15 protein-coding genes and 2 riboswitches are annotated in these 13,562 nt (G+C 39.8%); of the genes, 4 read left to right on the top strand and 11 right to left on the bottom strand.

What is annotated here, in order from left to right; genetic code table 11:
- Window positions 1-131: 131 nt before the first annotated feature.
- A complete protein-coding gene (gene htpX / locus MHH26_RS04235) occupies window positions 132-1,031 on the bottom strand; it encodes a protease HtpX (protein ID WP_034662931.1) in 900 nt (299 codons plus the stop codon).
- Window positions 1,032-1,311: 280 nt separating this feature from the next.
- Here htpX and MHH26_RS04230 point away from each other — a divergent pair, with 280 nt between their 5' ends.
- Both MHH26_RS04230 and MHH26_RS04225 read left to right on the top strand, forming a co-directional pair.
- On the top strand, window positions 1,312-2,040 hold the full coding sequence (locus tag MHH26_RS04230; RefSeq protein ID WP_307499521.1) for a DUF1836 domain-containing protein: 729 nt from the start codon (window positions 1,312-1,314) through the stop codon (window positions 2,038-2,040).
- A gap of 105 nt (window positions 2,041-2,145) precedes the next feature.
- The gene (locus tag MHH26_RS04225) at window positions 2,146-2,340 is read left to right on the top strand and encodes an alpha/beta-type small acid-soluble spore protein (RefSeq protein ID WP_003211343.1); all 195 of its coding nucleotides are present in this window, start codon (window positions 2,146-2,148) and stop codon (window positions 2,338-2,340) included.
- Window positions 2,341-2,379: 39 nt separating this feature from the next.
- Here the strand turns inward: MHH26_RS04225 and MHH26_RS04220 are convergent, their stop codons facing one another.
- The 4 genes from MHH26_RS04220 to MHH26_RS04205 form a co-directional block, all read right to left on the bottom strand.
- A complete protein-coding gene (locus tag MHH26_RS04220; RefSeq protein ID WP_334748774.1) occupies window positions 2,380-3,561 on the bottom strand; it encodes an anti-sigma-I factor RsgI family protein in 1,182 nt (393 codons plus the stop codon).
- Complete coding sequence (gene sigI, locus MHH26_RS04215) at window positions 3,558-4,313, bottom strand: RNA polymerase sigma factor SigI (protein WP_034662939.1); 756 nt, start codon at window positions 4,311-4,313, stop codon at window positions 3,558-3,560. Before sigI ends, MHH26_RS04220 begins: the two co-directional genes overlap by 4 nt.
- 215 nt (window positions 4,314-4,528) lie before the next feature.
- Window positions 4,529-5,320, bottom strand: coding sequence for a TerC family protein (locus tag MHH26_RS04210; RefSeq protein ID WP_106038809.1), 792 nt, complete (start codon window positions 5,318-5,320; stop codon window positions 4,529-4,531).
- A 31-nt stretch (window positions 5,321-5,351) separates the two neighbouring features.
- Window positions 5,352-5,523, bottom strand: a riboswitch (yybP-ykoY riboswitch).
- Window positions 5,524-5,591: 68 nt separating this feature from the next.
- Window positions 5,592-6,206 carry a DedA family protein gene (locus MHH26_RS04205; RefSeq protein WP_340972489.1) on the bottom strand — a complete coding sequence of 205 codons (615 nt, stop codon included), beginning with the start codon at window positions 6,204-6,206 and terminating at the stop codon, window positions 5,592-5,594.
- 246 nt (window positions 6,207-6,452) lie between these two features.
- Between MHH26_RS04205 and MHH26_RS04200 the strand changes: the two genes are divergently transcribed.
- Window positions 6,453-8,876, top strand: coding sequence for a bifunctional diguanylate cyclase/phosphodiesterase (locus MHH26_RS04200; RefSeq protein WP_340972485.1), 2,424 nt, complete (start codon window positions 6,453-6,455; stop codon window positions 8,874-8,876).
- Window positions 8,877-8,906: 30 nt separating this feature from the next.
- On the opposite strand, the gene MHH26_RS04195 is transcribed toward MHH26_RS04200, so the two are convergent.
- From MHH26_RS04195 to MHH26_RS04185, 3 genes are all read right to left on the bottom strand, one after another.
- Window positions 8,907-9,371 carry a MarR family winged helix-turn-helix transcriptional regulator gene (locus tag MHH26_RS04195; RefSeq protein WP_088004396.1) on the bottom strand — a complete coding sequence of 155 codons (465 nt, stop codon included), beginning with the start codon at window positions 9,369-9,371 and terminating at the stop codon, window positions 8,907-8,909.
- 359 nt (window positions 9,372-9,730) lie between these two features.
- Complete coding sequence (locus tag MHH26_RS04190) at window positions 9,731-9,895, bottom strand: hypothetical protein (protein ID WP_034662950.1); 165 nt, start codon at window positions 9,893-9,895, stop codon at window positions 9,731-9,733.
- Between the two features lie 38 nt (window positions 9,896-9,933).
- Window positions 9,934-10,089: a hypothetical protein gene (locus MHH26_RS04185; RefSeq protein WP_164847173.1), complete on the bottom strand. Its 156-nt coding sequence runs from the start codon at window positions 10,087-10,089 to the stop codon at window positions 9,934-9,936.
- 191 nt (window positions 10,090-10,280) lie between these two features.
- Between MHH26_RS04185 and MHH26_RS04180 the strand changes: the two genes are divergently transcribed.
- The gene (locus MHH26_RS04180; RefSeq protein ID WP_012009715.1) at window positions 10,281-10,610 is read left to right on the top strand and encodes a MerR family transcriptional regulator; all 330 of its coding nucleotides are present in this window, start codon (window positions 10,281-10,283) and stop codon (window positions 10,608-10,610) included.
- A 195-nt stretch (window positions 10,611-10,805) separates the two neighbouring features.
- On the opposite strand, the gene MHH26_RS04175 is transcribed toward MHH26_RS04180, so the two are convergent.
- The 3 genes from MHH26_RS04175 to MHH26_RS04165 form a co-directional block, all read right to left on the bottom strand.
- Window positions 10,806-11,204, bottom strand: a complete 399-nt coding sequence (locus tag MHH26_RS04175) for a hypothetical protein (RefSeq protein WP_307499516.1) — start codon at window positions 11,202-11,204, stop codon at window positions 10,806-10,808.
- Between the two features lie 101 nt (window positions 11,205-11,305).
- A complete protein-coding gene (mgtE, locus tag MHH26_RS04170; RefSeq protein ID WP_034662959.1) occupies window positions 11,306-12,664 on the bottom strand; it encodes a magnesium transporter in 1,359 nt (452 codons plus the stop codon).
- A gap of 208 nt (window positions 12,665-12,872) precedes the next feature.
- A riboswitch (M-box (ykoK) riboswitch) is annotated at window positions 12,873-13,036 on the bottom strand.
- A gap of 132 nt (window positions 13,037-13,168) precedes the next feature.
- Window positions 13,169-13,309, bottom strand: coding sequence for a hypothetical protein (locus tag MHH26_RS04165; RefSeq protein ID WP_003212346.1), 141 nt, complete (start codon window positions 13,307-13,309; stop codon window positions 13,169-13,171).
- Between the last annotated feature and the right edge of the window lie 253 nt (window positions 13,310-13,562).

Raw genomic sequence — 13,562 nt, 5'->3', positions numbered from 1 at the left:
TTTTAACTTTCAATTTTCAATACTTATCATTTTAATGAAAAGAGACATGATTTTAAAGGTATTTTATGCTTTATTTACTTTTTCATCAAAAAAGAAAAGACATCCTGTAACAGAATGTCTTTTCGTCTCTCTTATTTTGCTTCTAGTCTTCTGATTCTTTCGTTTAAATCAGGGTGTGTTGAGAAAAGAGAAGCTTTTCGTTTACCACTGATTTTAAGCGTAGCAACTGCTGTTTGATCATCATCTTTGATTCTTGACGTATACGCCTCAAGTGAGCGAAGCGCATGAATCATTTTATCTTTACCGGCAAGGTCAGCTCCGCCGCGGTCTGCATGGAATTCACGGTGTCTAGAATATGCAAACACGACAAGGCTTCCTAAGATAGAGAAAATGATTTGGAAAACAATCACTGCGATAAAATGAACAATCGGCACAAGCTCTTCACGCGGAACAAAGCGGCTTGCGATCCATGCCGCAATTCTTGAAAGGAAGACAACGAACGTGTTGACGATCCCTTGAAGCAGCGTCATTGTCACCATATCACCGTTCGCAACGTGAGCAACTTCGTGAGCGATTACACCTTCAACTGCTGCATCATCCATTTCATGAAGCAATCCAGTGGAAACCGCAACAAGTGATCTTCTCTTAGAAGGACCTGTCGCAAAAGCATTTACTTCAGATGATTGATAAATACCAACCTCAGGCATTTTAGAAAGGCCTGCTGCTCTTGATAATCTGTGCACGCGGTCAACAAGCTGCTGCTCATCATATGTTAATGAATCCTTTTCAGGGTTTAACACACGCACACCCATCATCATTTTTGCCATCCAGCGAGACATTGCAAGTGACATGAACGAGCCAACAAAACCAACAACTGCACTGAATACTAGCAATGCCACAAAATTAATTCCACCATCTGCTCCTATATAAGAACCAACACCAGTTGCTGCACTAATAACCGATAGTACAATACCAATCGTAGTGATAACAAGAATGTTCGTTAATATAAACAGAAATATTCTTTTACCCATACATAACCTCCGCTGTCATATTAAGTTCATTTGAACTTATTAATAAAATTATAAAAATAAACGTCTCAAATTGCAAGGAAAAAGGAATCATTTCCTATGTTTATCATAACGGCTTAAGCCCCGTCACTTCAATATTTACGACATTTGCTACAGCTGAAAAGTGAACAAATTGTGACGCCGCTTTCTGGATTTTAGTTTATTTTGCATTTTCATCAAAAAGAGATTATGATGTTGAATTAGATCAATTATGACGTTTTTGACGTACAAACGAGGTGGAATAATGGGTGCTTTTAAATTAACGAGAATTGACATGACAAGTCTTCTCTATTCTCTAAAAGGAGAGGGAGATCTGACTCCGCTTCAGCTATTAAATTTATCTGTAAAAAAAGACAAACATCACGAACATGACGAGCTAAAAATCCCTTCTTTTTTTGAGAGGCTTGAACGGCGGAAACACAAATCAGAGCATGGACTCTCCACAAATGAAATTGTAGAATTAGGAAACCTATGCGAACTGACTTCTCTTAAATCGACAGCGATTCAAAACTGGATCAAACGTGATATTAAAGATATGATTGGCCACCCTGAGCTTGGAAAGAAGTACTCAATTGATCAGGTCGTTATTTTATTAATTGTTAGAGATTTAAAATCAGTTTTTGACTTTGATGCCATCCGTACCATCTTATCTGCCTTATTTAACACAATTACGGATCGAACTGATGATATTATTAGTCCACTGCGCTTTTATGAAGCATATGCGCATGTCCTTGATTTTATTTATCATCATACTCTTTTTCCGTTAAAAGAAACAAACTTACGGGAAATCACAGAGGAACAGACAGATAAGCTCCGTGAAGAATTTTCTGAATTGACACAGCACCAATGGCATTTGATCAAAGGCATTATCAGTTCAACCGTTTTTTCTGTCTTTATTTCACACTTGCAAAGTACGGCACAAGAAATGATGTTTCATACACTGCAGCATCAGGATACAGAAGAACCGAGGTGAATCATCACCTCGGTTTTTTGTGCAGCAATTGCCAGCATAATTGTACGCTGTTTTCTTCAAAATAAGAAGGCGCAACAAACATGAGGTGAAAGGAGGAATATGGACATGGCAAACCGAAATCAACTTCTTGTTCCTGGAGTAGAACAAGCATTAGATCAATTTAAATACGAGATCGCTCAAGAATTTGGCGTGACTCTCGGTTCAGATACAGTCGCACGTGCAAACGGTTCTGTTGGCGGTGAAATTACAAAAAGACTCGTTCAACAGGCTCAATCACAAATGGGCAATCAATCTAAATAAAAACATGGTGAAATACGCCGGAGCTATTCTGGCGTTTTTTTATTGTTCATATGTGTGCTCATCCCGGTTCTCACGATAAGGGGACGGTACACCTTTTCCTTGCTTCATATGTTCTCTTTTTCGTTCAGCGGACGGCCGTTTCTGATCCCTGTCGTTTTTTTTTGTGTGCTTTTCAGCGCCACCACGTGATGTGCCGTTTGGATTTCTTTTGTCATCAGGTTCCGTTGAGTGATTTTTTTTTTGTTCTTTATCGATAGAACGATCCTTTTCTTCCTTTATTTGATTGTCTTTGCTTTCATCATCAGGTTTTGTTTGGTGAGGCTTTTGAATAGATCCTTGCTCTTCCCTCTCTTGATCCTTCTGCTCTTTGTCTTCAGCTTCAGGAGCCTCTTGATCTGGCTTCATCTCTTCGCTATCGTCTGTCTTGACGTCTTCTTGTTTGTCTTTGTCTGCTTGATCTTCATCATCTTTTTTAGGGTCTTCCTCTTTGACAGCATCACTCTCTGCTGCGTCTTCATCCTTTTGAATGTCTTCTTGTTCTTTGTCTTGCATTTCTTGATTTCTGATATATGTGCCTGTTGAAATGCCTGCCTTTTGAGCTTTTTCTCTTGTTTCCAGGTCACTTTCTACAGTTTCTAGCTTGTAATCGCGCTTTTGATATTCACCAGAGATGGTGTTAATTTTACTTTTGACGTTGGTTTTATATGTATGGTCCTGCTTGTTTTCATAAACCGTTGAAATATAAATGCTCTTAGAGTGGTTCACGTAACCTTTTTTGTCACAGTCGTCTATGATTTCCTGCACGACTTTGGTCATGTCGTTTTTTTCCAAATCCTTCATACTGGCCAGTACTTGTTTCGCATCTTTATTCAGTGGTGTGACACCGATCACTTGATAATCGTGATCAAGCTTCAGTTCAAAGCTTGGGTTAATGTCAATTGTCATATATGCATATGCTTTTTGACTTGAGAAAGATGGCATCATAGTAAAAATCACGACAATAATCGCTGCGATTGATAGGATTCCTGCATTTAACGGACGTAAACGAAGCAGGTCAAAAAAACCGGCTCTTTTTCTTTCGAGACGTGATTCATTCGGAAATGTCACTTCTTGACCGATTTCATAGTCTTGCTGTTCATATTTTGTCCGCAGAAATTGTCCATCAGGGGTCAGCAGCGTGACATATTTTTTGTTTTTCTCTACTATAATGCCTCTTCTCATGAATTAAGCACCCCTTTAAGGTAATCTTTCAAATACACATAATCACCCGTCATAATGATCGCCATCGCAATGATGTATTTTCTATTTCTCTCAATCGTTTTGCGGCTGACTTCCACTAGCTTTTCAAGCTGTTTGACTGGTAATTGTTTTTTTTGAAATAAAATGGTTCTGAGCTCATCGTGTTCAACGAGGGTGTGGGCTACTTTAATAGCATTTTGCCTGGCATCTGCATGCTTTGGTGAATGTTCAAGCAGCTCTTGAAACGTGAGACCGTATACTTTTAATCGTTCTTTAAAATGTTCTATTTCTTCTCTTCTATGTTCTTGTTCAATTAAACGTCTATATTCATTTGTAGACAGCTCTGCTTCAATCATGCTTTGAGAGTACTCGCCATTTTCACTTTCTTGCAGGTCCATTTGAACCGTTGGCGCATTTCTCGCTTCTTTTCGAATATAGTCGATCACTTTTCTTTTAATAATTAATTCCGCGAAAGCAAGGAGTGAATTTCCTTTTTCGGCGGAGTATTTTTCTATCGCTTCATTAAAGGCAATTAAGCCTATGCTGAATTCATCATCTTTTTCATCTATATATCGTTTACAAACGGATGAAACCGTCTTAGCGACAAATGGTTTGTATTGCTCTATTAATGCATTTTGCAGCTCGATATCACCTTGTTGAATACTGATAGCCGACTGCTCTAATGTTTGCTTTTTCTTTCCTTTTTTAAACAAAAGGCTAAGCAATGGTTTCACCTCAGTTCTCCCTATATTACTCATTTATGATAGCTAATTTATGAGGGAAGCGCAAAGGAAGAAATGAGGAATTCATTTCCTGTTACTCAATTATGACATGTATATCATCATCTACTTTACAATGTTTCGTCTAAAAGCAAAGAAATAAGGGGGTATCTCCCCCTTATTTGTAATATACGTGTTATGAAAATGAAATGATATTTCTTTCAAAAAACCTACTCTTCTAGGCGTCCCTCTTGTTTTTCCTTGTTTTCTTGCCCGCCTTTTCTTGATGGGCTTGATAAAAACCAGCCAAATGCTGCAATTGCGAGAAGCACTGTCCAGAAAATCACTTTCCATAATGCTGAATGAATAAAATGAGAGGACACGATACCAATGGCTGGATGTGACAATGTATAAAGCGTGAGCTTCACACCAACCCATCCGACAATGACAAAGGCTGCTGTTTCTAGGCTCGGTCTTGTTTTGAGCAGTTTCACAAAGACAGTAGCTGCAAATCGCATGATGATAAGACCGATGATACCACCTAAAAGAATGACAATAAATTGACCGCCATCGAGTCCGCCGATTTGCGGAAGACTCGTTTTCGGCAATGTCACGGCTAATGCGACGGCCGCTAAGATGGAATCTACAGCAAAAGCGATGTCGGCAAGCTCGACTTTTACGACTGTTGCCCAGAAGCCGCTTTGCTTCATGTTTGTGTCTGATTCCTTTTTCTTAAATACGTGCGATTTTAAAATATGGTGAATGGAAATATAAAGAAGATAAATTGCGCCAATGGCTTGAACTTGCCACACATCCACTAAAAACGAAATAAGAAACAGGGAACCAAATCGCATGACAAACGCACCCGCAAGTCCGTAAAACAATGCCTTTTTTCTTTGCTTTTCAGGAAGGTGTTTAACCATCACAGCCATGACCAGCGCGTTATCAGCTGCTAAAATCCCTTCTAATCCAATCAGTACGAGAAGAACCCACCCGTACTCTAAAATAATTGCTGCATCCATCATCATTCCTCCTTGTTTTTATCTATTGTCCCACAACAGACAAAGGCTTATGAATACAAAAAAGACCTTTGCCTGTAATGGCAAAGGTCTTGCTAGACATGTGATATGTAGAATCATGCCAACAAAGCCGATGGAACGTAAGTCCATGTAATGACGACTTTGTTTCCGGTAAAAACCGGACGCTACTCCCCTTTGGTGGGATTTAAGAATATTTAGATTACTTATATCATAATCAATAGACACTGGATTGTCAACAGGTGACTTTCAGTGATTAGGCCGTTGGTGTTTCTGTTTTTCTTTTTCTACGTTTCAGCCATATATAAACAACGAACAACAACACAACCCCGATCCCAATCGGTAAAAGATATGGATCTAACATAGCGCCAACCTCTTTCCAGTTCTCCCCGAGCACAAACCCAAGATACACATACACAAATGTAATGGGCGTAATCGCCAAAAACGTATACAAGCAAAAGACCCACACATTCATCTTGGCAATACCGCACGGGATGGAAATAAGCGTTCTGACCCCTGGAATAAACCGGCCGCTAAAGGCGACGAAACCACCATGCTTTTCAAAGAAAGCATCCGATTTATCAAGCGACTCAGGTTTGACAAAAAAGTACTTCCCATATTTATTTAAAAAGGGTCTGCCGCCATAACGTCCTAACCAGTACAAGGTCAAAGGGCCAGCCACGCCGCCAATGGAGCCGGCAGCCACAACACCGATGAAGGCCATGTCCCCTTCTGAGATCCAGTAACCCGCAAGAGGCAGAACCACTTCAGCAGGAACAAATTCAATGCATAATGCGAGGAAGATGCCAAAGTACGACAAGTTCTTAAAAGCATCAGCTAAAGAAATAATAAAATCTTCGATGTTTATCAATCCCTTTCACACATAATCGTTTGAATGATTCTATCTCTTTTAGAATCACACCATATATTAAACGAATAAAACCGAAGAAACGATTCACTTTTCGTCGTTTTTTTACATTAAATTTGATTTTACTATAAAAGACACGTGAAAAAAACGTTGATTGTGGTATTTAAGTGAAGGAAAAGTGAACACAGAAGCCATTCGATCCGATATATTAAGTATATGTCTGTTTTAAGATACTGGAGGTTTTCTCACATGACCCAATTAACAGGAAGCTACAACGGATGGCTTGTCTTTCTGTCAGTCGCTGTCGCCGCTGTGGCCTCCTACTCAGCTCTTCAGTTAGTCAGCCGAGTGATACAGTCAAGCGGTGCAAAGAAAAAGGTATGGCTGGTCATTGGTGCAATGATCATGGGGATGGGCATATGGTCGATGCATTTTATTGGCATGATGGCATTTCACATACAAACCGGCATCACATATGAAACTCCCTTACTGATTTTATCGATTTTGGCGTCTTTTGTCGGTTCTTTGATCGCATTCTCGATATGCATTCAAGAGCAGCTCTCCATAAGACGGCTGCTCATTAGTTCAATCACCATGGGCTCAGCTATTTGCAGCATGCATTATCTTGGAATGGAATCAATGGCCAATGTCTCAATCAGCTATGATCCAGTCCTCTTTTTTCTTTCGTTTTTCATTGCTGCGCTGGCATCTTTCTTTTCACTGCATCTCTTTTTTCGGCTCCATCGATCCGAGAAAAAAAAGGAGGATCATCTGTTAAAAATAGCTGGTGCACTCGTGATGGGTGGGGCTATTTCTGGCATGCATTATACTGGTATGGCTGCTTCTACTATGTTTTTTCATTCAGATGGACAGTCCGCTGCAGGCGGCTCTCTTGAAATGTCGCCATTCAGTCTGTCGATTTTCATCGGCTTGATGACACTGATTGTCCAAACACTGATGATCTTTGGTGCCTATATAGATCACCGAATCATGAAGCAGTCAGATCAGTTAAAGGAAAATGAACAGCGGTTTCAATCGCTCATTAAACATAATATCGATGGCATTATCGTGTTATCTGTCGATCGAAAGGTACTTTCTGCGAACGACTCAGGTAAACAAATCTTAAAAATGTGCAATTCTTGGATTGGTGATGATGTCAGTCAATACGTGATGCCGACTGAGATGTGGGAAGAATTTATTTCCCGGTCAAAAAAAGCCATCACACGTGAAGCAGAACTGAAAGCAGCAGATCGTTTTTATTATTATCATGTCACTTACATACCTGTTCATGTCAACAATACACTTGACAGTATTTATCTTGTCTTAAAAGATTTAACGCAGCAGCGGATTGCAGAAAAAGAAATTCATGTCATGGCACATTATGATGCGTTAACTGAGCTTCCTAATCGGCGCCACGCCATCAACCATTTAAATGATGTTCTCTCCGCTCAAGAAGAGACAGGAACATCGACGGCTGTTCTGTTTCTTGACTTGAATCGTTTTAAAATTATTAATGATGCACTTGGTCATAACATAGGAGACTTACTACTTAAAGCTGCTGCAAACAGACTGACACAATGTTTACCGGACAATGGCTTTATTGCAAGACTAGGCGGGGATGAATTTTTAATGATCTTCCCTCACATGGGACATGACACACACAAAATTGAGCAGCTTTCTCAAAATATCATTCGGCAATTTGAACGTCCTTTTTCCATCCAGAATCATCAGCTCATTACATCTATCAGCATTGGGATCGCCATCTCACCTCAAAATGGCAAAGATGGGATGGAATTGATGAGGAAAGCCGATATGGCGATGTATTTATCCAAAAAACATAAGCAAAGCCGGTATGAGTTCTTTACCGAATCAATGGAAAGATCAAGTGAAGACAGGTTAAATCGAGAGCTTGAGTTGCGGGATGCCATTCAGAGAGAACAGTTTGTGCTTCATTACCAGCCGCAAGTCAGTGCGAAAACAAGAAAGATGACTGGCGTAGAAGCTCTTCTAAGAATGAAGGCACCAGATGGTTCCTTAAAGTCACCTGAGGCTTTTATTGAGCTGGCAGAGGAATCAGGGCTGATCATTGATATTGGCAGATGGGTCATTGATACCGCATGCAGGCAGGCTAAAACGTGGTATGACAACGGGCTGAAAATTCCTGTGGCTGTCAATTTATCTGCGAAACAATTCAATTCTGAAGACTTAATTGATTTGATTAAGCTGACACTGAAAAAATACAACCTGACATCGTCACTGCTCGAGCTTGAAGTGACAGAAAGTATGACAATGGACAATATCAAGCAATCAAAACAGGTGCTGACGTCGCTGAAACATCTGGGCGTTCGCATTAGTATTGATGACTTTGGTACAGGTCATAGCTCCTTAAGCTATTTAAAGGATTTGCCCATTCATCGACTGAAAATCGACAAATCCTTCATTGAAGATATTTTAAATGATTCGAAGTCTGAACAGATTACAGGTGCTATTATCGCGATGGGACATCAATTATCTCTCGAAGTCATAGCAGAAGGTGTTGAAACCTTTGCGCAGGCGCAGCTTTTATCTGCGCAAGGATGTGACGACCTGCAAGGTTTTTATTATGCAAAGCCCCTTCCAGCAACCGATATCGAAAAATTCATTGCCTATCCGGCGCATCAGCTGGACACATAAAAAAGGTGCCAATCATGGCACCTTTTCGTTCTATCTAAATAATAAATGTTGACTGTGAATGCCTGCTTTTTTCAATAGACTAATCAATTGTTCTTGTTCTTCACGCGAGAGGCCAGAGAACGCTCGCGCAATCCGGAGAGAATGAATCGGGTAAATCTTATCAAGATAACTGCGCCCTTTATCCGTTAAATGGGCATAAACCGACCGTTTATCCTTTGGGTCCTGCTCTCTTTCAATGAAACCATTTCGTTCTAATTTGTCAATTACGTACGTCACATTCCCGCTGACAAGCAGGAGTCTTGAGCCGATTTGCTGAAGTTTTTGAGCACCTCTTGTGTACAGCAATTCAAGAACGGCAAATTCAGTTGGATTAAATCCATGCTCTTTGCTGTCTCTAATGCTGTGTTCTGAAACGCTTTTAAATGCTCTTGCAAATACCTTGTAAAGTGTCATTGAACGTTCTACTTCTTCTTCATTAAACGATAGTCTCATCACATATCTACCTCTTATAATATTTTTTTAACTTCAAGGCTTTCTTGCGGTGCAGTTGGAGCCTTTCGTAAAAAATAGAAGTACGTTTTTGAAAACCCTTTCAACCACATAAGTGACTCCATTCGTGTTATGTATAAGATTTCGATATAAACTTTTAAAATCCTTCTTATTTTTCACAATCATCTCGAAAAAAAGCTTTATTAGCAAACCATCAAGATGCGACATAGTTTAACATAATCTGTAAAGGAACTGCGTTTCCTTACACTGTATTCGTCAAATTTCTACAAAATTCAATATTGCTATAATATTAAGCACGCAAAAAAAGAACCCTTTATGTGACATACACACATTTCAAGGGATTTTCACAAATTACGCTCTGTTTTGTTGAAAAAGAAGTGATACTCTTTTTTTAAGTCACTAATTGTCATGTTCTTGGCCGCATCAGGGCTGTAAACTCCTAATGAACAGAGCTGCTTCGTATAATAATGTCTTTCCTTTGCTAAAGCTTCTGTTAAGATACGCCGCACCGATTATCCCCTCCTATCAAGTGATCTGGACCAGGTGCTTATGAAGATCTTTTATACAAATCATTTTGTACGGCTCTTAGAAGAGCATGTGCATTCTGACCTGCCGCCTGCATGAATCGCTCCAGTAATTCATCCCTCTTCATATCTAATGCGATGATTTCTTTTGCCATACAGATGATCTGTGTTTGCTCCATCATTTGCTCCTCCTCCTTGTTCAACTCATCATCATTATATGCACGCGCAACACTCATTTCACATTTGTTGTTACCTTTCCTTCCATGGTTTTTTCATTTTTTCGTTTTTGTGTTATATTTTCTGACAAATGATAGGTTTTTTTCCTTCTCGTTCTGTATAATATGAAGAAAAGACTTGCAGGGGTGAGTATATGACGCAGGAAGATGTATCTTATAAAGATAAAAAAGTCATTTCAATCGGGATTGTCAGTGAATTAACAGGGCTATCCGTCAGGCAAATCCGATATTATGAGGAACGCAGACTCATCTACCCCCAGCGCTCAACAAGAGGCACGCGTAAATATTCTTTTTCTGATGTAGAACGTTTAATGGACATCGCCAACAAACGAGAAGACGGTGTGCAAACAGCCGAGATTTTGAAAGACATGAAGAAAAAAGAACAGGCATTAAAAAGCGGACAATATAAGAAAAAAATGCTGGAAGGCCAGATTAACGCACACTTCCGGTACAAAAATCGATAAACAAATAAAGAATCGCTTACTCTTTAAAATTAAAGACAAGTGAATGTATGATAACGTAGTAAAAAGAGACAGCGATTGCATCACCATGATGACGAGGATGAAAAAAAGAGGATAGATAGAGCGAAGTTCTTTCAACTCTTCTATCCATTTAAATAAAATCATTTTAGATTATACCTTATCTTTTAATAAAATTTTTCATTGAGAGGAAGCATCAGTTCCTTCAACGACCCCTACAAAGTCAATCCGTACACCGCCTTTTTCAGGATCTTCTATTACCCGCAGGGCAAGTGCCTTTTTCTCCCCTGTTTTTTCATCTTCGTAATTCGCATGAAAGACGTGAATGCTGGCTTCTTCTAATTGAAAATCTTCATAAGAAAGCGTCTCTATGCCCCATTCCTTTTTCAGCTTTAGAATGTCATTTGGGCTTGGGACAGCGCCTTCAACATAGATGTTTTCTATTTTTCGTTTATTTCCTTCGGTAATCGCTTCAATCATATGCTCTGCTGCCACAAGTCTTCTGTCTTTCCCCTCGTCTTCCCTTGAACATGCACCTAGCAAAACAATGCACATTAAAATGAATAAAAACTTCTTCATTTTTCTCTCCCACCTTCTCCTTAAAATGTAAAGGATGGAAGCGCTATATGCAATCTTTATTCAAAAAAGACTGTAAAACGTAACGTTTTACAGTCTTCTTGCTACATCAGTGTATGAAGGAATGCTGTTGCAATTCCAAAATAGATCAGTAAAGATAGAATATCATTCAATGTTGTGATCAGCGGGCCAGATGCAATGGCTGGGTCCACGTTTAATCTGTGTAAAATAATCGGCACGACCGTACCTGCCATTGTCCCAATAATCAGTGTTGCAAGCAGTGAGGAGCCGACAACAAAACCTAAAATCATATTGCCCTGCCACACCATTGCGACGACTGTAATAATAATGGAACAGACGATCCCAATGTAAATACTTGTTCTCAGCTCTCTAAAAATAAGACGCATAATGGTTTTTTTCGTTAATTCTTCTTTTGAAAGCCCTCTAATGACGACGGCAAGAGACTGTGTTCCTGTATTCCCTGTCATTCCGGCAATCATCGGCATGAAGAACGCTAAAGCAACAACTTGCTGGAGGGTATCTTCAAAATAATTTAAAATACTGCCTGAAATCAGCCCAATGAACAAGAGCAAAATGAGCCATGGAAGACGGCGGTATGCCGCCACAAATGCCGGCGTGTCGAACGTAATATCTTTACCAGAGGCAGCAAACTTCTCATAGTCTTCGCCTGCCTCTTGAATGACAACATCAATGATATCATCGACTGTAACGATTCCGACTAGGACATTGTTCTCTTCCACAACAGGAATGGCAAGAAAATCATACCGTTCAATCAGCTTTGCGATTTCCTCCTGATCTTGAAAGGCTCCAACAGCAATGACTCTTGTAAACATGAGATCCTGCACCTTTTCATCCGGTTCACCTAAAATAAGGTCACGGTATGAGAGAACGCCTACAAGCTGTTTTTGATCATTAATCACATATAAATAGTTGATTGATTCTGCAATTTCAGCAAAGCTTTTCAGCTTCACAACGGCATCCTGCACCGTATAATGCTGAGGAATCCAAACGTACCGGTTGGTCATGATCCGTCCCGCTGTCTCAGCAGGGTAATTCATAAGAAGCTGGACGGCCTTTGATTCCTCTGCTTCCATGTTAGATAAAAGCTGATCCTTTAGCTCATCCTCCATCTCATCAAATAAGTTGGCTAGATCATCGTTATCCATTTTGTTTGTGACGAACGTAGCTTTGTCTTTCCCTACTTTTTCAAGAACGATTTCTTGGTATTCCCGCTCCAGCTCACCCATCATTTCTGTCACGTCATCGACTGGTAAAAAGCTAAGGAAGCGGCCGCGGTGTTTTTCTGGAAGCTCTTTAAATAAGTAGGCCATATCATATGGCTGAAGTTCTTCCATGATGTTTTTAAATTCTTTGCGTTTTCCATCTCTTAGTAAAATAATGATGCGTAAAATGAGTTCATCATACGTAATATTTTGTATCATCGCTGTTACCTCCCCAAAGTCAGGAGATACCCGAATCCCTTAGAATGTGCGGGGGTCAGGATCTCCTCTATCTGATGTCTCAATCTGATCTTTTGACATATTCTCTATGTGTCTCGAATCGGGATGATCCATCCCCACACCTCCTTTTCCCATAAAAAAGCACCTTCAACCGAATGAAGGCGCTTTGTAAGCATAACAAAATAAACACTTGCTCCTTCAATCGTAGAGCTTTAGCACTGTATGGCATAGGAAAAATCCAGCTGCATTAAAAATCACCTTATGTCGATGATTTCTGTTGACCCATTGGCGTCTTTGGACATTTTTGGGCAGCAGCGTATCTCCATACAGGAGCCTCACCTAACGAAGTCTCATATTGTTGACACACTGAGATTACAGAAAAAGCGCAGTGATGTCAATAAGCAAGATGCCAAGTTTCCTCATGTATTCGCTTACTTTTGAAAAAAAGAACGATAGACAAAGTTGACCATCGCCCTTTCATGTCTTTTATTCCTCTTCTGGCTGATTCATATCCTCTTGGGAGAGGAGATGAAAGGAATCATGCAAAAACAAAGCATATCCTTCTCCGTCAGGGTGCGGAACATATTCCGCATGGTCCATTGTCTGCTCTTCTTCTTTTTTCTTCATATTCTCTCGCCTCCTTTCCCGTAGTTTGTCCCAATGAAAAAACCTTACACATGAAAGTGTAAGGAGTGATTAGTATAAAACAGCTGAACTCATGAAGGTGCGGCGAATGTCACATTGACAATGCGCTGACAACTGTCGCTTTAGCTAAAAATGAAATATTGTTTACAGAAAAAAAGGATCTCTCTGATTAGGGTACAACCATTGATTGATAACACAATGTATAATACTAAGTATAAGAATTGAATATTGGGGG

Origin of the sequence: Bacillus sp. FSL K6-2839 (assembly GCF_038003365.1) — a bacterium.
Taxonomy (GTDB): Bacteria; Bacillota; Bacilli; order Bacillales; family Bacillaceae; genus Bacillus.
The sequence above is the reverse complement of the archived record's forward strand: the minus strand, read 5'-3'. Positions and strand labels throughout refer to the sequence as shown.